At 40.9% G+C, this 19,492-nt stretch carries 14 protein-coding genes; 8 read left to right on the forward strand and 6 right to left on the reverse strand.

Going from position 1 to position 19,492, the window contains the following annotated elements:
• Positions 1-48 precede the first annotated feature (48 nt).
• Entirely contained in the window at positions 49-3,840 is a 3,792-nt protein-coding gene (locus tag CWB60_RS00475) for a PAS domain-containing hybrid sensor histidine kinase/response regulator (RefSeq protein ID WP_138577988.1), read from the forward strand.
• Positions 3,824-4,729, forward strand: coding sequence for a diguanylate cyclase (locus tag CWB60_RS00480; RefSeq protein ID WP_138577990.1), 906 nt, complete (start codon positions 3,824-3,826; stop codon positions 4,727-4,729). The genes CWB60_RS00475 and CWB60_RS00480 overlap by 17 nt, the downstream gene beginning before the upstream one ends.
• Positions 4,730-4,817: 88 nt before the next feature.
• On the opposite strand, the gene CWB60_RS00485 is transcribed toward CWB60_RS00480, so the two are convergent.
• Positions 4,818-5,198 (reverse strand): DUF3192 domain-containing protein, encoded by a 381-nt coding sequence (locus tag CWB60_RS00485; protein ID WP_004585870.1) that lies wholly within the window; start codon positions 5,196-5,198, stop codon positions 4,818-4,820.
• Positions 5,199-5,493: 295 nt separating this feature from the next.
• Positions 5,494-6,438, reverse strand: a complete 945-nt coding sequence (locus tag CWB60_RS00490; RefSeq protein ID WP_138577992.1) for a D-2-hydroxyacid dehydrogenase — start codon at positions 6,436-6,438, stop codon at positions 5,494-5,496.
• Positions 6,439-6,868: 430 nt separating this feature from the next.
• Between CWB60_RS00490 and CWB60_RS00495 the strand changes: the two genes are divergently transcribed.
• Both CWB60_RS00495 and CWB60_RS00500 read left to right on the forward strand, forming a co-directional pair.
• Positions 6,869-8,008: a 1-acyl-sn-glycerol-3-phosphate acyltransferase gene (locus tag CWB60_RS00495; RefSeq protein WP_029774392.1), complete on the forward strand. Its 1,140-nt coding sequence runs from the start codon at positions 6,869-6,871 to the stop codon at positions 8,006-8,008.
• Positions 8,009-8,116: 108 nt separating this feature from the next.
• A complete protein-coding gene (locus CWB60_RS00500) occupies positions 8,117-8,362 on the forward strand; it encodes a DUF1289 domain-containing protein (protein ID WP_004586824.1) in 246 nt (81 codons plus the stop codon).
• A 15-nt stretch (positions 8,363-8,377) separates the two neighbouring features.
• Here CWB60_RS00500 and CWB60_RS00505 read toward each other — a convergent pair whose 3' ends face one another.
• Positions 8,378-9,076: a substrate-binding periplasmic protein gene (locus CWB60_RS00505; protein ID WP_138577994.1), complete on the reverse strand. Its 699-nt coding sequence runs from the start codon at positions 9,074-9,076 to the stop codon at positions 8,378-8,380.
• Positions 9,077-9,232: 156 nt separating this feature from the next.
• On the opposite strand from CWB60_RS00505, the gene CWB60_RS00510 reads away from it, so the two are divergent.
• Genes CWB60_RS00510 through CWB60_RS00520 form a run of 3 tightly spaced genes read left to right on the forward strand, consistent with a single transcriptional unit; the run spans position 9,233 to position 14,367 of the window.
• On the forward strand, positions 9,233-9,436 hold the full coding sequence (locus tag CWB60_RS00510; protein WP_004586826.1) for a DUF3283 family protein: 204 nt from the start codon (positions 9,233-9,235) through the stop codon (positions 9,434-9,436).
• A gap of 3 nt (positions 9,437-9,439) precedes the next feature.
• Positions 9,440-9,841, forward strand: coding sequence for a GNAT family N-acetyltransferase (locus CWB60_RS00515; protein WP_004586827.1), 402 nt, complete (start codon positions 9,440-9,442; stop codon positions 9,839-9,841).
• 20 nt (positions 9,842-9,861) lie between these two features.
• Positions 9,862-14,367 carry an EAL domain-containing protein gene (locus CWB60_RS00520; protein WP_138577996.1) on the forward strand — a complete coding sequence of 1,502 codons (4,506 nt, stop codon included), beginning with the start codon at positions 9,862-9,864 and terminating at the stop codon, positions 14,365-14,367.
• Between the two features lie 8 nt (positions 14,368-14,375).
• On the opposite strand, the gene CWB60_RS00525 is transcribed toward CWB60_RS00520, so the two are convergent.
• Together CWB60_RS00525 and CWB60_RS00530 are read right to left on the reverse strand one after the other, a co-directional pair.
• Positions 14,376-15,323 carry an ion transporter gene (locus CWB60_RS00525; protein ID WP_055254900.1) on the reverse strand — a complete coding sequence of 316 codons (948 nt, stop codon included), beginning with the start codon at positions 15,321-15,323 and terminating at the stop codon, positions 14,376-14,378.
• Positions 15,320-17,992 (reverse strand): bifunctional acetate--CoA ligase family protein/GNAT family N-acetyltransferase, encoded by a 2,673-nt coding sequence (locus tag CWB60_RS00530; RefSeq protein ID WP_138577998.1) that lies wholly within the window; start codon positions 17,990-17,992, stop codon positions 15,320-15,322. Before CWB60_RS00530 ends, CWB60_RS00525 begins: the two co-directional genes overlap by 4 nt.
• 114 nt (positions 17,993-18,106) lie before the next feature.
• Here CWB60_RS00530 and CWB60_RS00535 point away from each other — a divergent pair, with 114 nt between their 5' ends.
• Positions 18,107-18,823, forward strand: a complete 717-nt coding sequence (locus tag CWB60_RS00535) for an SIMPL domain-containing protein (protein WP_004586831.1) — start codon at positions 18,107-18,109, stop codon at positions 18,821-18,823.
• On the opposite strand, the gene CWB60_RS00540 is transcribed toward CWB60_RS00535, so the two are convergent.
• Entirely contained in the window at positions 18,820-19,488 is a 669-nt protein-coding gene (locus tag CWB60_RS00540) for a hypothetical protein (RefSeq protein WP_138578000.1), read from the reverse strand. The genes CWB60_RS00535 and CWB60_RS00540 overlap by 4 nt on opposite strands.
• Positions 19,489-19,492 lie beyond the last annotated feature (4 nt).

Raw genomic sequence — 19,492 nt, forward strand, 5'->3', positions numbered from 1 at the left:
GCTCGATAGTCTAGTGGCTGACTATCGGGCCAAAACTTAGGCAAAACGTTGAAATTTTTACCTCTAAAAGACTATTACCGCTCTTTATTTGTAGCATTATTTGTTCCCTTATTTGTGGCATTTTTACTGTGTTTGCACTTGTATAATATAAAAGTTGAGCGCGCCATAGAAAAACGTCAAGCCGATTTTGAGCAAGTGTCGGCTCAAGTTAGCCATATAATGAGCTCGGTAAACGACTTTTTTGACAATGCCTTTATATCGTATCAGCAGCCTAGTGTTGAGCAGTTCAATCGCAACTTATTAGAAGGTATTAATCAATACGACAATTACTACTACCGCCACTTTAGCGAGCGCCAAGGCGAAATAGTCGGTAAAGGGCAGTTTGCTTTTTCTAACCGGGCGTTGATCCAATGGCAGCAAGCTACAACCCTAAGCCCAACGTTTAATACCGCGTTATCGCTTATGCAATCGTTGTCGGCTGTTGCCTATGTTGATGATTCGGGGTTTGCCTATGTGGTAAGGCGTAATAAAAGCCAAAGCACTATGCTTAATAAAATTTTAAATGGTAATTTTAAGCCCACATTTATACCTGGCCAGCTTACCTCAAGCGCCATTGTTAAAATACGCGATAGCGCTTATTTTGCTATTGGCCGTAAAAAACAACCTAATTCGTCAGACTACATCATTTTAATATACGATTTAGAGGCCATGTCTAGCTGGCTTAAAAAGGTGGCACCAAGCGAAGGCGAATATGTGTTTATGAACCAGTCGCATCAAGTGATAGCCAGCTCTGTTAAGCAGTTAAATGAAGCAACAGCCTTAAAAGATTATTGGCCTGAATTAGCCCATAACAATGAAAAAATAAACTTAGTTAATAACAAAAATGCGCAGTTTTTTATGCAAGCTATGGGGAATCTGCCCATTCATGCCGCCTTTTATGAGCCGCAAATAAAAGTGATCACGCCAATTAGGTATGAAGTTCTTTTAGAGTTTGCGTTTTTAACGTTATTTTTAAGCTTAATGTTTGCGGTATTTTTTTGGTTAAGCCAACGTATTTTTGTTAGGCCTATGACTCATTTAATGCAATATTTTGAACAAAATGATGCCCCTAAAGCCGCGCTTTCTAATTATCCCATCCCTTTAAATTGGCAGCCTTGGTTTTCTCGCGTTAAATATGTATTTGATAAAAATGCACAGTTAGTTGAGTCGCTCCAAGAGGCTAATAAAGAACTCGATGAACAGTTACAGCTGCAATCTCAAAAGCTAAAACGCAGCTACGAAGCAAAAGAGCGACACCTAGCGCTATTAAATACCATGCTAAATAGTGTGCCTGATCTTATTTACTTTAAAAATATTGATGGCTCTTTTTTAGGTTGTAATAAAGCATTTGAAGCCTATGTAGGCAAAGAGCAAGCCATCCTAGTTGGTAAGCGTATTGAAGATTTAGACAGCGACGATTTGCAGTTAAGCCTACTAGAAAAGCAAGTTTTACAAACCAAAAGTAGCATTGAGCAACGCATAGATAGCACCGACAAATCGTATCAATTAACGATTGCCCCATTTTATAACGAGCACCAGCACTTATTAGGCACTATGGGAATTGGGCGAGACATTACTGAGCAGCAGCAAACTCTATCGGCGTTAAAAGCGTCAGAATCTAAATTTAGAAGTGCAATAGAGTTTGCAGCAAACAGTGTGGTGTTACTTTCGCTTGAGCACACCATATTGCAAGTTAACAAAGCGGCTCGTAAGTTATTTTCACAGCAAGATATTTTAACTGGTGAGCCACTAAAAATGCTGTTTGATGAGGCACAGTGGCAAGAAATAAAAAATGCGCTTTGTCACTTATTAGATGATAAAAAACGGGTTTATCATTTAACGCTCTCACAAGGAAAACTAACAAGTTGGCTGCAGCTGAGTGTGTCGCTGGTGTGGGATGAAAACCGTGATCCCTCTTATTATGTTATTCATATTCAAGATGTAAGTGCGCTGACTAAAGCTAAGCATGACGCAGAACGCGCAACAATAGCTAAAAGCCGCTTTATTGCTAATCTAAGCCATGAGATCCGCACCCCTCTTAACGCTGTGTTAGGGCTGTTAGATATGATAGTAGAGCAAGGCTTAAAAAATAAGCAGCTGCAACAAACTAAGCAGGCTAAAAACGCAGCTCAAAGCTTATTATTAATGCTAAACAGAATGCTCGATTTTGCCCGAGTAGAAAGTTCGCAAGCGCAAATAAAACCGGTGCCTTTTTGCTTAGTTGAACTGATTGATATTTGCGAGAGCTTAACAGCGCCATTGTGCCAAAACAAAGGGTTAAGCTTTAATATTGAAATAGATCCACTCATTAACCCCGCGCTGGTGGGGGATTCAATACGTTTGCAACAAATATTAGGTAACTTACTTACCAATGCCGTTAAGTTTACTAATAAAGGCAGTATTACCTTAAAAATGGTGCTTGAAGAAAATGACGTTTTAGATCAGCAACGTATTTGTTTTCACGTAATAGACAGTGGTGTAGGTATTGCTAAGGCTGACCAACGACGACTGTTTGATGCTTTTACTCAAGGCGATGAATCTTCTACGCGTATTCACCAAGGGGTCGGGCTTGGACTTGCTATAGTTAAACATGGTGTAGCCTTAATGGGCGGCGAAATTGCAATTAATAGCGACAAAGGCCGTGGATGTGAGTTTTTCTTTACTCTAGCGCTTGCGGTAGATACGGCTAAAAATAGTGTATTTATACCTAATACATTAGCCATTGTGAGCGATGACACTGTACAGCTAAACGAAGTGGTTAATGCCTACTCACAAGTGACGGCCATTGATTTAGAAGAGGCGCTTCGCTACCCAATAAAGCTTGCTGATGCACAGCAACTGATTATTGATGAAACCACATTGAACGATTTATTAAAGGTTGAATCTATACACGAAACGCTCAGTGGCAACTCATACCCTGTGGTTGTGGTTAATCACGAGCACACTTTAGCATTGCCTTGTACTATGCAAATCAACGCACAACATGTTAAAGCTACGGCGTTAGCTCAGCGCTTGATTAGCTTAAATGCTAATGCGGGGGCAGAGCCACCTAAAGCCGCTGAAAATAATGAAGAAGTAAAAAAAGATATATCGGGTCTACTTATTATGGCGGTTGATGATAACCCGCTTAATTTAGATATTATTAGTAGTGTGCTAAAACAGTCCCATATAAATGTAATAACGGTTACCAATGCGCCAGATGCAATAGAGCTGCTACAAATATTAAAACCAGATTTAATTTTGATGGACGTGCAAATGCCGCATATTGATGGTTGCCAAGCAACGCAATTGATTCGCCAACAGTTTGACGCGCGCCAGCTGCCTATTTTTGCTTTAACAGCACATTGTGAACCTGCAGATGTTGAGCGCTCACTTAGTAGCGGCATGAATAAGCATTTGACTAAACCTGTGGTTGCAGCTGTGCTGTTAGATGCAATTAGAGACGTAGACTTTATAAAACCTAAGTTTTATGACCAAAGCTTTGCGCTCACCCAGTTTAATTTTGATGAAAATTTACTGGCAACCATGGTCGGAAAGTTTGCGAAGTTGTGTGAAACGCAGTTAGAACAAATTGAAGAAAACACCCAGCGAGATGAAGTGGTACGCTTAGTGCATAGCATTAAAGGCGTGGCGGGTAACTTAGGTTTTATTAGGCTTTCATTGTGTGCAAAACAATGTGAAACGCACCTTAAAACAACTAACGAGCCGCTTCAGCACACTTTAAAAGAGCTAATCATTCAACTAAAGCAAGTGATTATATTTATTGAAACCTTAGGGGGACGGGATGCCAAAAAGAGCTAAAATACTAATTGTGGATGATGATCCCCTTAACCGGCTGGTGCTTGAAAAAACACTGGGCACGGAGCATGACGTATTTTTAGTCGAAAGTGGAGAAAAAGCGCTCACCTTTATTAAATCTAATCAGGTCGATTTAATTATTTTAGATGTGGTGATGCCAGGCATTGATGGTTATGAAGTGCTTGTACAGCTTAAAGAAAACCCTATTACTCAGTCTATTCCTATAGTGTTTATATCGGCTAATAATAGCCACACCGATGAAGCAAAAGGACTTGAATTAGGTGCAATGGATTACATCACTAAACCCTTTAATGCGTCTATAGTCAAAGTGCGGGTACGCAACCAATTACTGATCAAGCAAAAAAATGATTTGTTAGAAATGCTTGCCTCAATAGACGGTTTAACGGAAATACCCAACAGGCGTTATTTAGATGAAAACCTCTCTCGTGAATGGCGTAGAAGTAAACGTAATGGCTCGTGTTTGTCTGTTTTATTAGTAGATATAGATCACTTTAAGCGTTACAACGATTGCTATGGCCACCGAGCGGGGGATGAGTGTTTAAAGCAGGTTGCCCAGGCGTTAGCAGCGCAATGTGAGCGTAGTACTGACTTTATTGCCCGCTACGGGGGGGAAGAATTTGCAGCGGTATTACCCGATGTTAATAAACAACAGGCATTAGCATTTGCCCAAAAGTTAAGAAAAGCAGTAAACAGCCTCAATATAGAGCACAAAGCTTCGTTAAATGCAGATCACATAACAATCAGTATTGGCATTGCCAGTATGGAAAACGGCAATGCAAGTGCCGAACAAGCCTTACTCGAACAAGCTGACCTAGGGCTATATGCCGCAAAAGATGCAGGGCGAGATCAGGTGGTTGCGCTTAACTTATAATGTGGCTGTGTTTATATTAAAGCGTTATTTAAATCGGCCCCACACGTTAATGTTATTACCAAGTGGGGCTGCTTTACGCTACTAGCGATTATTTTGTGATCATGCCCAGCGCGCTTTCACCAATACCTACCAATTTATCATTTTTAAATACCAATGGCGTGCATTCATCTTTTGTTGTTTTGCCATCAGAGTGAATGCTGTTAGTCACGTAAAACAGTACCTGATACACATCATCGTCTTTTTTCAATAGCTCGGTAAAGTTTGGCGTTTTTAATTGCGCTAAAACAGATTGGTAGCTGCTATCCATTGTTAAATCTGCAATCGCTTCGCGGTTTTTTTTATGCTGATGTTGCCAGCTTGATGAGTCGTTACCTGCCCAGTGCGTTTCTGCTTCGCCATCTGATACGGCAATAACACAGCCTGTTAAAAACGGAGCAATAAGTGCAGCAGCTAAAAGTGATTTTTTCATTGTTATAGTCCTTGATGAGTTTTAATTTAATTATTTACTTATCAGGAGCAAGTAATAGGCCAATATAACAAAGTTATAAAATTCATAGGGTTAGATTGTGATGGCTGTTTTTAAGTGATTAATTATAAAAATCATTAGCAAAAACAGCCACTTTTTAGGTTTTTTAACGATTAAGCTAGCCTGCGTTTATTTAGTATAGCGAAAACACGTTACAGCTATTTACTAAATAGAATGAGCGACTTTGAGGCAGGTAAAACCTAGCCTCAATGCGGCTCATTATTATTGCAAATTGTTATTATACCAAGCGGTTACGAGACTCGCCGTTAGTAAAGGCTGCAATATTTAGGCTTACCTCATTAATTAAGCGTACGATTGACTCTGTGCTGGCCCATGCAATGTGAGGTGTAAGAAGCAAGTTTTCGCCTGTGTAATTAGCCAGCGGGTTAGAAGGCTCTGCCGGCTCTTTAGTAAGTACATCAACACCCGCACCGGCAATTAAATTTTGCTCTAGGGCTGTGGCTAAGTCGGCTTCATTTATAATGCCACCACGGGCGGTATTGATAATAATACTGCTGGGTTTCATCATTTTTAGCTCATCTAACGAAATTAAATCACGTGTTTCATCAGTAAGCGGGCAGTGCACGCTAATTATATCAGCGGTTTTTAATACTTCTTCAAAAGGTGTACGGCCTTCTCTACAAGAGGCGCCTTTACGCTCTGCAACCACTACATTGGCTCCAAAAGCTTGCGCTACTGTCGCCACACCTTTACCTAGCGTTCCACCACCTATAATGGCAAATGTTTTACCTTGTAAATCATTAAAGCTGTAATCTAATCGGCAAAACATCTCACTTTTTTGCCAAGCGCCTTGCTGGCAGTCGCGCTGGTAGCGGTGTGTATTACCTAATAAATTAGTCACTAACGAAAACGTGTGCTGTACAACCGAAGGGGTTGAGTAGCCTGCTACGTTGGTAACGGCAATACCAAATTCTTCAGCGGCGTTTAAATCAACATTATTAGTGCCTGTTGCACTTACGCAAATAAGCTTGAGCGTTTTAAGTTGGCTTATCGTATCGCGATTTAGCACAACCTTGTTGGTAATAAGGACGTCCGCGCCTTCGCTGTGAGCAACAACTTGCTCAGGTGACGTAAGTTCGTAAGTAGTTAGCTCACCTAGTTCTTCAATGCAAGTTAACGAGGTTTTAGCTAAAGTAGCGTTATCGAGAATGGTGATTTTCATTGTGTGTCCTATCTAAATGCGTACCGTAAAATGGCAAGAGCGTTTAAGGTACTACGAATACACACCTTTGTTAATGCTATTACTACCAAATGCTTAGTACAAAAAGTCAGGTTGCTGATAAAAGTTTAAATTGGCTGGTCTGCCCACTCAAATATAAATAACATGATATTTTAGCGGGCTATATCGCTGGAGCCTGTTTATCAATTGAGGTTGAACTCACTTTCCTGTGAAAGGTCAACAAGCCTTATTAACGTTGATAAAACTAAAAAACAATGCACCAACCCCTTTTTGTGTGGTCATAGACTGAAATGGCTCGCAAATAAGCATAACCAAATGGCTATTTCTTATTTAAGAGTGGCTGAGTTATAATCAAAATTATATATAAACGGTACGTTTTGCGTGCCGTTTTTTTAACATTGTAGATGCAGTAATGAGTGAATTAGAAGATAAGTACGCAGACATAAGACCTTACAACGACGATGAAGTTGCGGCCTCGCTAGCGCGTTTAATTAACGATAATGCGTTTATAGATGTAATAGCAAAGTACAACTTACCGCGCTTTATATCCGCTATGCCTTTTATTGCTCGTACACTGGTGAGAAGCCAGTTACGAAAAAAATGGGGTAAATTTACGAGCGTTGAAGATGTACAAAACGAAGTTGCAAAGTATTTAGATAAACTTATAAAACGCACTACCTCAAAAGTCACCTTTTCGGGATTAGACAAATTAGACCCGCAGCAGGCGTATTTATTTATATCAAACCACCGCGACATAGTGCTGGACCCTGCACTTGTTAATTGGGGTTTGTATCAACATAAAATGAAGACGGTGCGTATAGCAATTGGTGATAACTTATTGCAAATACCGTATATAACCGAGCTGATGCGTTTAAATAAAAGCTTTATCGTTAAGCGCTCAGCCAAAGCACCTAAAGAGATGCTTAAGGCGCTTACGCAGTTGTCATCGTATATTTATGACTCGTTAACAGCAGGAAATTCTATTTGGATTGCGCAAAAAGAAGGGCGTGCTAAAGACGGCTTTGATCAAACAGATCCGGCACTTTTGAAAATGCTGCAACTTAATGGTCGCAAACAAAAGAAAGAATTTGGCGAGTACATTAAAGAGTTAAAAATTGTTCCGGTGTCTATTTCCTATCAGTATGAGCCTTGTGCAATTTCTAAAGCAAAAGAGCTTTATCATAAACAGCAGCACGGTGAATACGTAAAATCAGCAGGCGAAGACATAGCAAGTATTGTTGAAGGGTTTAGCTCTGCTAAAGGGCATGTGCACTTAGCATTTGGGCAACCGGTTGAAAGCGGCTGCGATGATGCTGATGAGCTGGCGCAAACAATTGATAAGCATATTGTTGAGTCTTTTTACTTACACCCAGGAAATTACATTGCCGGTGGGTGCAAGCAAGCAGTTATTGATGAGCCCGATACCGCCACTTTTGAGCAGCGTTTAGCCTTAGTGCCAGAAGAGCTAAAGCCACTTGTTTTAGCTATGTATGCAAAGCCATTTCAACGCAAAACTGAAATCACAAACAAAGTATGTGAGCAAAGCCATTAGGCATCTGCGTTGGCAAATAGCGTAATAAAGCAGCGTAAACGCTGCTTTTTTTTTGTGCATAAATAACGCTATACTCATACAAAGCAATTAATCTACTTAGGGGGCGCAATGCAACAAATTGAAATATTTGATATTCCAAGCCCCTGTAAAAGTATTTGCCAAGTAAACAACCGAGGTTATTGCAAAGGCTGCTACCGAAGCCGGGATGAGCGCTTTAATTGGAACGCGTTAAGCAATGCGCAAAAAAAGAAAGTACTTAGCTTGTGCCAACAACGTTACAAACGGTATTTACAAAAACGCCAAGCTGCGCAATCACAAGCCACTTTAGATAAACAACAAGGCTTTGAATTTTAAACCTTGCTGTACATGCTAGAGTTTTAAATTGTATTTTGCGCGCAATGCGCGACTAGTGCCGTTATCGTGTAGTTTATTTAAAGCATTCAATAATTTACTTACCAAAGCCGCGTGCTTTTTATGTACATAGTGATAGAGCGAAAATGTACTTAGCAGCTGGGTTTGCATACACGTCTCTGGCAGGGAAAAGTTATCGGCTTTAAGCACAAAGTCGAGCATAATTACCCCATCAACTTTATGCTGGGCTAGTAGGTTAAGTTGGGTCGTAATATTTTTTACTTCAATAATATTGCCGTTAAACTTATGCTCATTTAAGTAATGGTGTTGAACTGGATAGCCTGATAAAACCGCAATACTATCGAGCTTATCGAGTGTATTGGGTTGGCAGTTTTTAAACAGTAAAAGCTTATAGTCAAACAGTGGGTAGTTAATTCTGATCAGGTTTTTATTGTCCGCCTCTATACTCATATCGCGGCCAAGCTGGCCATCTAACACCCCATTATTGGCTGCTAATAAGGCATTTTGGCGATTAAAATCAATTATGTGTACTTCATAATTAAGTTCTTTATAGGCTAATGTGAGTAAAGCGAGCGCATAGCTTGCTTGAGCTGAGTCGGCCGGGCGGTTAAATATAACGCTATTGTGATTGGCGAGTGTAATTTTACTAAAAAATAAAACGACTAATAAAAACAAAGCATTGAGCTGTATCTGCAAGGTTACTTCCGTTTAAAATGAGGACAGGGCAAATGATCGCAGCGAATAATACCAAAATAGTCTGGTTTTTGCCCATGTTTGTTGCTTTTTAAACAGTAAATGGGTTCAAATATACGTATAATAAATGCGGATAACTAACCGTACTTAGGAGTGGTTGTGAGTTTTAATTTATGTGCTTTACCCCGAGAGCAAAAATACCAGATTCAATTAGATTACGAAGCCTCATTTTGGGCTTATCAAATTAAACGTAATAAAAAAACACGTGAGCAAGTTTATAATACGATTCATAGCCGCCCAGTGGCAGAGCAAACGTTTTTAAAGCAACAGTTTGAGCAGTATTTGGCGTTAATGCTAAGCTAATATATGTATACAGTACAAAAGTTAGACACACTTAAGATTCCATTAGTTAATAAGTTTTATGCACTGTATAGCGTAAGAGGACGTGCTAATAAGCAAGATCAGGTTTGGGTTGTTTACAGTGAAATGCAGATAGTTGCGGCGTGTCGGATACAAAATAAACACGATTTTTTATTTTTATCGACCGTATTTGTTGCCCCGCAGCACCGTGCAAAAGGGCTGGCAAAGCAACTAGTATGCGCTGCTATAAAACAGCAAAGCATGCCGCTTTACACCTTTGCTTATAAAAATATTACAGCTTTATATACGAGTCTTGGTTTTAACCAAGTATTAACATATACTCCTGGTTTAAAAGCACTTTTTGATATTTATACGCATCGAAATATAGTCGCACTCGAATACTTATAACAAAAACAACGGATCAAGCCATGAGTAAAGGCGTTCATTGGATCATTAGTTGCTGTATAGCTTTAATCGCTATATTTAGTTGCCAAGTTGGCGCACAGGTTAAACGTTTATCCCCCAGTGAAGGCCTGTCGCAAAGCTATGTGAACACTATGCTGCTTGATGATAACGGTTACCTATGGCTCTCTACCGAAGGGGGGTTAAACCGCTATGATGGTTATCAAGTTGTTTCAATTAATGGCCCTAATGGCGAGCTTGAAGAAGCCATAATTGATTGTATTTACCAAGACCCCGCAGGCAATATTTGGATAGCCTCATTACTTGCCGGCTTATTTAAATACGACCCAAGTACCGACACCTACCAGCAATTTATTTCTCAACCTACCAGCGAAAAACAAATTTTAAGCCAGTCGGTATTTAGTATGGCCGCGGTTGATGACAAAACCTTATGGATTGGGCGTGGTCGCGACTTTGCTAAATTAGATATTGAAACAGGTAAAATAACCAGCTTATTTGAGCTGCCTAAAGAATACGAAAACACCTTAGTAAGAGAGCTTTTTCATTACAATGGGTATATTTTTATAGGCACAAGCCATGGGGCGTTTGTATTTGATATCGCCTCTGAGCAAATTAGGCCGCTGCAGCATTTAAAAAGCAAAGCTGAGCATATTTATCAAAACAACGTTAAATCGTTTTCGGTTATTGAAAATAATCAGTTGTTAGTAGGCACCGTTAAAGGCTTGTATCAAGTTGATATTAGCGACTTGCCAGGCATGTTTGAACGCCCCGACATAGCATTTAAAAACCAAGCCGTTATTGCCGATTTAAATGTATGGCGCATCATCAACGAAGGCGAAAAGCTAGATCTGGCGACTAATAAAGGGCTCTTTAAATTTGATTTAAATAGCAAAGAGTTGGTAAAAAATACACGTATTACACAAAGTAAATACAGCCTATCTGATACCAGTATGATAGACATGGTAAAAGATAAATCGGGGGGATATTGGCTCGCTACTAAAACCGATGGTGCATTTTATCTGTCTAATAATACCTATCACTTTAGCAATATAGATGGTAGTAAACTGGGTGGCGATGGCCTTTCACATCCTTCGGTTTGGGGCATTACGGAGTATGGCAACAGCCTATGGCTGGCAACGCATAATGGCTTAACCGAAATTGATTTAGCCACTAACACCAGCCAAGTTTACTTAAAAAACCACAAAGTAGACTTACTGACTACCGAATTTAGCGTGTATGAAATTATTCCTTATAAGCAAAAGCTTTGGTTACATACAAACCGTGGGCTGTTTGAGTTTGACCCCATAACGCATCAAATTAACGAGCCAACAATAACAAACCCCAACAATAGAGCCTACATAGAAGGCTGGGTACACGGCGTAACCTTAATGCCTAACGGTGATTTGTACTATGTGCACTCAGATCACGGTATGTTTGTATATAATATTGATACTCAGCAGATCACCCGATTAGAAGGGGCCTTTAGCAAAATAGAGCCGTTTTTGGCGCATGGTTTTTCGCCAGCGCTGGCAACCAAGCCTGATATGCCCCTGTTTTTTAATGCGGGTATTTTATACCAGGTAAACCCAACCACATTAGCATTAAACACCATTTATAAAGTGCCAAAACAGCACGATAACGTGGCTATTAATGTGCTTTCTTACGTGGTCGATAACAACAATATTTTATGGATTTCACTATCTAATTTTGGCCTGATTGGGCTTGATGCAGCCAGTTACAAATTGGTACACACGATTGACTTAGAAAAAAATAAGTTAGGTACCTTACTTTATGACATGGTGCTTGATGATAATGGCATGATTTGGATGAGCAGCCATAAAGGCATATGGCGACTAAACCCAGAAACACTTCATTTTCAGCAGTTTACTACATCTGAGGGGCTGCTTTCTGCTGAGTTTAACAGCAGTGCCATGGCGCATTTAAGCGATGGGCGCATTGCCTATGGCAGCTTAAAGGGCATTACATATTTTCATCCGATGGAAAATCAAAATTACCACTCATTAATTGATCATGTAAATATAACGCGAGTTGATTTAATGTCGCGCGACTTATCTATCGATTTAAAACAGCCATTAAATGAAATAGTCCTCAACCATGATGATATCGGTTTAGAGGTAGCGTTTTCGGCGATGGCCTTTAGCTATCAAGAGCGCATAATTTATGAGTACCAGCTCGATAACGGCCAAAAAACCTACACCCGTAATAATAATCGGGTGTTATTCCCTAAATTAAATCCAGGTAATTACCAGCTCAAAGTATGGGCTAAAGATCCGTTAACCGGCGAGTACACGCCGCCTGCAGTGCTAAAAATTCGTGTTAAGTATCCCCTGTGGCGAGCGCCATATTTTATGGTGCTTTATGGCGTTTTGTTTATCGCATTTATTGCTTTTTGGGTAATGCGCCGCAACAAAATTCAGCGCATATTACTGGCCGCTAATAAAGAAAGTAAAGAAAGTGAAGCGCGATTAAAACTAGCCTTAGAGGGTAGTGAGTCGGGCATGTGGGATTGGCAGTCAACATCGAGTAGTATTTACCAGCCGCGCTTATGTAATGAACTTGGGTATGATCAAGAAAGCGTGAGCCTAGATGATTACCTAGCTAAAATTCACCCGCAAGATAAAGCGCTTTTCAGATTAGAATGGTTAGAATTTTTATCAACCGATAAAGGCTACTTTAATTGCACTTATCGTTTACGCCACGCTAAAGGCTATTGGCGTTGGTATAAAGACTTTGGCAAAGTGGTGGAATGGAGCGGACAACTTCCTAAAAAAGTAGCGGGTACTTACACCAATATGACCCGCGAAATGGTGTTTGAAGAGCATGCCCGTTTATTTACCGCTGCGTTTGAGCAAACCCGCGATTGGGTATTTATTCTTGATAAAAACTTTACGGTTCGCGCCTCTAACAAATCGTTGCAAACGGCCTTTAACTTTCCTAGTGAGCCACGCTCTAGCCGCGCCCTTAATTTAGGTATATCGCGAAGTAATCGTTTTGACTATTTACGGATAATGCAAAAGCTGAATGTGGGTGAGCATTTTTCCTGTGAAGACTTAGTCACCCTTGCCAGTGGTGAGCAGCGCCATGTGTTAGTAAAAATAAGTGCAGTGGCCGACACTGAACACCGTTTAAGCAGCTACGTTATTATTTTAACCGATATTCATGCGCAAAAATTGGCTGAAAATGAGCTTCATATTTTAGCCAACTATGACTCATTAACCGGTTTGCCTAACCGTATGCTGTTTAACGACAGGGTTGAGCATGCGATTGAGCAAGCGCAAAATCATCAATGTAAAGTAGCTATGCTGCACATAAACATTAAGCGGTTTAAATACTTTAACGACTCATTTGGACGTGAAGCGGCTGATGAGCTAATAAAGCAAGTGGCTAAGCGCATTAAGCGCTCTTTGCGTCCTTCTGCAAGTGTTGCGCGCTTTGGTGGCGATGAATTTGTGGTGCTGGTGGAAGATGTGCAGCAAATTGAAGAAGTATTACTTATTTGCTCTAAATTAATAGATTCTGTAAGCCAAAATATGGAATTTAATGGCCAGGTGGTAAATGTTAATTTAAGTATTGGTGTAGCAATAGCGCCTGATGACGCCGCAGATCATGCGGCGCTGTTAAAAGCTGCCAGTATAGCTTTGTACCATGCAAAAGAGTCGCTCGAAAGCAGTTATAAGTTTTACAAGCAGGAGATGAATCAGCATGTACAAAAAGCCCTGCATTTAGAGTCTTTGCTAACTAAAGCGTATCAAGAGCAAGAGTTTTGCAATTACTACCAGCCTATAGTGAATGCGCACACTCAAAAAACCGAAGGTTTTGAAGTGTTGTTACGCTGGCCAGAAAACACTTTAGTGCCCACGCAAGAGTTTTCTTTAGCGGCTGAGAGCATAGGGTTAATAACAAAAATTATGCTGCAAACCTTTGCCCGTGCGTTGCAAGCCCTTAAACAATGGCGTGAGATTTCACCTCAGCTGTACTTGTCGATAAACCTCTCAGCACTTGATTTTGAATACGAAGAGCTTGTAACCGACATTCATAAAGCGCTGAGCCACGCTAATGTGCCCTCAGAAGCCATAGTGTTTGAAATCACCGAGTCTATTTTAATGCGCGACTCTAAACATGCGCTGCACAGTATGGAAATGCTGAAAAAGCTTGGCTGTAAACTCTACATGGATGACTTTGGAACAGGCTATGCCTCATTAACGTATTTAAAGCGTTTTCCTATCGATGTACTAAAAATAGATAGAAGCTTTGTGCAAGATATTGGTGTGGACTCGGATGATGAAGCCATTATTCAATCAACGCTTACCTTAGCTCATAGTTTAGGTAAAGAGTGTGTGGCAGAGGGCATTGAAAACAAACAACAGCTGCAGTTTTTAAAGCAGTTAGGGTGTAAGCATTTTCAGGGCTATTTATTTAGTAAGCCAGTACCTAAAGAAGCTGTTCCCGAACTGATCAAACAAGATTGGGGCAACATATTTAACCAGTAAAAATAAGCTTATTGGCGTTTACCACAGTGGCGGCAAAATAAATGGCTGTTGCGTTGATTAAGCTGCGTTTTAATTGCTTTATTGGCCTCAAGCTTACTTAAACCTAGTTTGTAGCGCAGCTCCTCTAAGTGCAAACGCTGTGAGTCATCTAAACTGCCTTGGTGAATTTGCTCATGTACGGCATCTTCAAAAAATTGCCGGCGTTTACGTATTTGCTCCGAAAAACTTGAGGCAAGCAAGCCTGTAGGAATTGCCACCATTCCCATGCTCACCAAAGTGACTACGCCACCAAATAGTTTACCAAGTGGCGTTAGCGGTACAACATCACCATACCCAACCGTAGTGAGGGTCGCCATAGCCCACCACATAGCCGCAGGAATAGAGCCAAATTTATCTGGCTGAATATCGTGCTCCAATAAATAAATACCGCAGGAGGCAAGTATTAGCAGTACCGACATAATAAAAAACGCAGCCAGTAACGAGCTCGCTTCGTCTTTAAATGCTTGTAATAGCAACTGCATTGCACGTGAATAACGAGTAAGTTTAAATACTCTTAACAGCCTTAATACACGTAAAAAACGCAAATCCAGAGGAAACACAAACATTAACAAGCTGGGTAAAATGGCTATTAAATCGATGAGAGCCAAAGGTGATAAAAAATAATGCAGCCGGCGTTTTGCGTTTGAACCTTTTATAGCTACGTATTTGCTTTTATCGACACAGGCCCAAAGCCTTGCAAGGTATTCAAGGCTAAAAATAGCCACCGAAATAACCTCTAATAGTAAAAACTGCGGGTAATATACTTTGTTTATACTCGGTACTGATTCCAACACAATGGCAATAACGTTAAGCATAATTAAAGCAATCAGCGCGGTATCTAGTATATGCCCCGCTTTGCGGTAATCGCCAGTCCCTTCAAATACCTGCGCTAACGTTTGTCTTGCTGTGCTGCTCATGTGTTTAGCTTTAACAGCATATTAATACTGCCTTCTTCAAAATCACGGCTAATAGTAAAACCTAACTTACGGGCAAGCTCAATCATGCCGGTGTTCTCAGGCAGTGTTATGCCTTCAATTACTTCTACGCCTTGGCGCTTACAATGATTTATTGCAGCGCTCATAAGCAGTCTGCCAAGACCTAAGCCTTGGTAGTCAGAGCGAACCACGGTTGCAAACTCAGCATGTAAATTATCAGGGTCCATAATAACGCGTGCTACACCTAGGGTGCGGCTTTTACCTTCAAAGCGCTGGCATACAATAAAGGCCATTTCTCGGTCGTAATCTATTTGTGTCATTTTTGCGAGCTGGTCGTGGTTAAACTGGGGCAGCTCACCAAAAAAGCGTTTGTAACGATCTTCTTTATTGAGTGATTGATCAAACTCTTGGTGGGCTTTTTCATCCTCTGGACGAATAGGCCTTAATGTAGCTCGTGTATTATTTTTAAGGGTTACTTCTTCTACAAGATCAATAGGGTAAGGGCGAATACATAAACGTTTACGATCGCTGCGTGCCTGATAGCGATTAACACTAATTGTGGCATCAAGCACCAAAAATTGCCCATTACTGGCTAAAATAGGATTAAGTTCCATGGCACTTATATCGGGCTGATCGACAACAAGTTGAGATATACGTGTGAGCAGGGCGCACAAGCGATATTTGTCGACTTTTTCTGGCAAAATGCGATCTTTTAATACGCCTTTATCGTTTGCGGCTGCAATGAGGTATTTAGCTAAGTTCATATTAAGCGGCGGCAAAGCAACGGCTGCTTGGGCATACTCTAACCCATTACCCGCTTCACCAAGTAATATAACAGGGCCAAAATTAGGCTCAGTTTTAATGGCGATTCGCAGTTCATTAGCGCCGGCGCGCGGCGCCATTTTTTGCAATGAAAACCCTTCAATAACAGCATCTGGATAGGTGTTTTTAATTCGTATCAGCATGGCAAAGGCGGTTTGTTCAACCTCGTTTGCATCGTTTAAGTTAAGAACCACGCCCCCTACTTCTGATTTTGAGGCAATACTTGGGCTAATCAACTTTAACGCTACCGGAAAACCTAGTTCAATTGCTTGCTCACGCGCCTCTGTGGGCGTGTAGGCTACTTCTGTTTGAATACACTCAACACCATAATGACTAAGAATTTGGCTTGCTTGATGAGTGGGTAAGTAGCTTTGCTCTTCTTCTAAAAATTCGTTAATGAGCGTAGTGGCCGCTGATTTATTTATTTTTGCATCATCGGTATTTGATTCGGGTGTTTGCGTTAAATGTTTTTGGTTACGACGATAGCTAACTAAATGCATAAATGCGCCAACCGCACCCTCAGGCGTACGATAGGTTGGAATAGTGTGGTTAGAGCAAACACGCCTCGCGGCATAAGCCGCATCTTCCCCCATAAAGTTGGTCATTACATAAGGGCGTGCCATCTTTGGTATTTTTTGTAAGGTTTGCACTATCATATCGGCGTAGTCTTCACTTGGTGCAAGTGCCGAAGGGGTATGAATAATAAGTAAGTTTTTAACTTCTTCGGCGCGAAGTAAAATTTCTAATGCTTGCTTGTAACGCGCCGGAGCAGAGTCACCAAAAATATCGACAGGGTTAGATGTAGTATCCGACTGCGGAATAACTTTATTGAGTGCGGATCGTGTTTGCTCACTAAGCTGGGTAAGTTTGCCCGAATTTAAAATAAGCTCATCGACCGCCATAACCCCCGGGCCGCCGCCGTTGGTTAAAATGGTTAACTGCTCAACTTTTAGTAATTTAGGGTGGATGGCAAGTGTTTGCGTGGCTGCAAAAAGTTCGCGCAGATCACTAACACGTAGCATTCCGGCGCGTTGAAAAAGCGCATCGTACACTGCATCTGAACTTTGCTTGCCACCGGTATGAATTTCAGCAGCCAGTGCGCCTGCTCCGGTTTTTCCCGTTTTAATGGCAATAACCGGTTTACTAAAGGCCGCTGCCCGTGCTGCTGATATAAACCCGCGAATATCCTCAATATTATCTATGTAGAGCAAAATCGCTTTGGTTTTAGCATCGCGGCCTAAAAAATCGAGCAGCTCGTCAAAATCGATATCTAGGCAATCACCGACCGAAACAAAATACGAAAAGCCAATTTCTTTATTTTTAGCCCAATCTAAAATAGTGGAACACACCGCTGCGGATTGCGATATAAATGCCAGTTTCCCTGGTGCTGCAACTGTGTGAGAAAAGCTGGCATTAAGGCCAATATGCGGAATAAGCAGCCCTAAACAATTAGGCCCAAGCAAAGTAACGTGATGTGCATTTGCAGCGCGCTTTAAGGCTGTTTTTTGGCTCAATGAGAGCCCATCAGCAATCACAATTGCACTTTTACAGCCAAGTTCACCTAGCTGCTCGATAATGCTCAGTAAGGTATTTTTATTTGTACAAATAACGGCTAAGTCGGGCACTTTGGGCAGCGCGGCAATATCAGGGTAGGCAAGCACACCGTGTACCGCACTATGGGTAGGGGTTACGGGCATGATTGGCCCTTTAAACCCACCTTGTAATAAATTGCGCATAACCACAAACCCCGCGCGTGTGGGGGTATTCGAGGCGCCAATAACGGCTACCGAGGCCGGATTAAAAAATTGGCTGATGCGCTTTAAGCTCATGGCATATCCTTGGCTGATTATATTTTGCGTTATTTATAGTCTCAATGTACCCTGTTTGCTGTGTTATTTCGAGCGCATAGATACTTATTATTGATATCAATCAAGGAGTTTTTTGTGAATAAAACACCCGGTTTTTACACAGTTATAGCCGCAATTTGCCTAAGTATAGGCTTAATTTTATTAGGCTTTATTATTAAAAGTGCCGCAGTAGATGTAAAAAGCATGGAACGTAGTGTGCAGGTTAAAGGGTTAGCAGAGCGTGAAGTTAGCGCTGATACGGTAATTTGGCCGCTGCAATACAGTGATGCAGACAACGACTTAGAAAAACTGGTTAGTCGGGTTGAGCAAAAAAACGATGCTGTTATTGCATTTTTAAAGCTACATGGCTTTGATGATGACGAAATAAGCACGGGTAGCCAGTCGATTATTGATAAGCAAGCCCGTGAATACGCTAACGATAATCAAAAGTTTCGTTACTTGGTACGCGCTAATATTATTGTGTATTCGAACGCGCCCGACAAAGTACAAAATGCGCTGAGTAAAGTGAGTCAATTAGCTAAACAGGGCATTGCCATTGTGCAAAATAGTTACGAAACCAAAGTTGAGTATTTATTTACCGGCCTTAACGATATAAAACCAGCCATGGTGCAAGAGGCTACAGAAAAAGCCCGTGAAGTTGCCAACAAATTTGCTAAAGATTCGAACTCAACGCTGGGTAAAATAAAATCCGCTCGCCAAGGGCAATTTAGCATTAGCAATCGCGATTCAAACACGCCACATATCAAAAAGGTGAGGGTGGTCACCAGTGTTGAATATTACTTAAGTGACTAAATTGCTCTAACTAAGTGGGCAATTTGCGCGGTTGAGCGCTGTAGGTAAGCAGCGCTAAGTAAAATACTGGTTTCGTTTATATCAGCGCCTTTTAATATGTTTGCCAGTTGCTGTTTAGCGGTTGGATTTTGTTTTTGCTCTATTTCCATAAGCGCTAATAATGCTGAAAATTCATGCTTTATTGGTGTGCTAGGTTTATCAGCATAGGCGATATAACAGGCAACAGGGGTAAGGCCGCGAGCATTTGTTTGTGCAAGGGCTTTTACTAAATTATCGTTAGATTCAAATAGCATTAATGAGCGCACATAGTTAAACGCCAGCTTTTGAGCATTGGCGTGTTTAAATACATTGTGCAGTACATTATTTCCTTGGCTGTCTTGTGCTAAAAAGCCGTTATTTTCTTTTAATGCAGGTGTAAAAAACGTTAATGCATCAATTGTTGTTAATTGGTTTATAAAAGGTGCTGGTGGGGTGTTGGTTGTTAAAATACGTGTTGCCACATTTTGCATAAAGTCGTATTTAATACTCATCCGCAAAGCACTTTCGTAAAGGTGGTTTAGCTGTAATGTTTGCTGAGCCGGGCTTAACTGTTTAAAGTCGTTATCGAGCTCGTCTAGCTGATGCTTAGCAATGCGCGCATTAAGTAATTGTATGCTTAAATCCATTCTT

Source organism: Pseudoalteromonas sp. S327 (assembly GCF_005886415.1).
Taxonomy (GTDB): domain Bacteria; phylum Pseudomonadota; class Gammaproteobacteria; order Enterobacterales; family Alteromonadaceae; genus Pseudoalteromonas; species Pseudoalteromonas atlantica.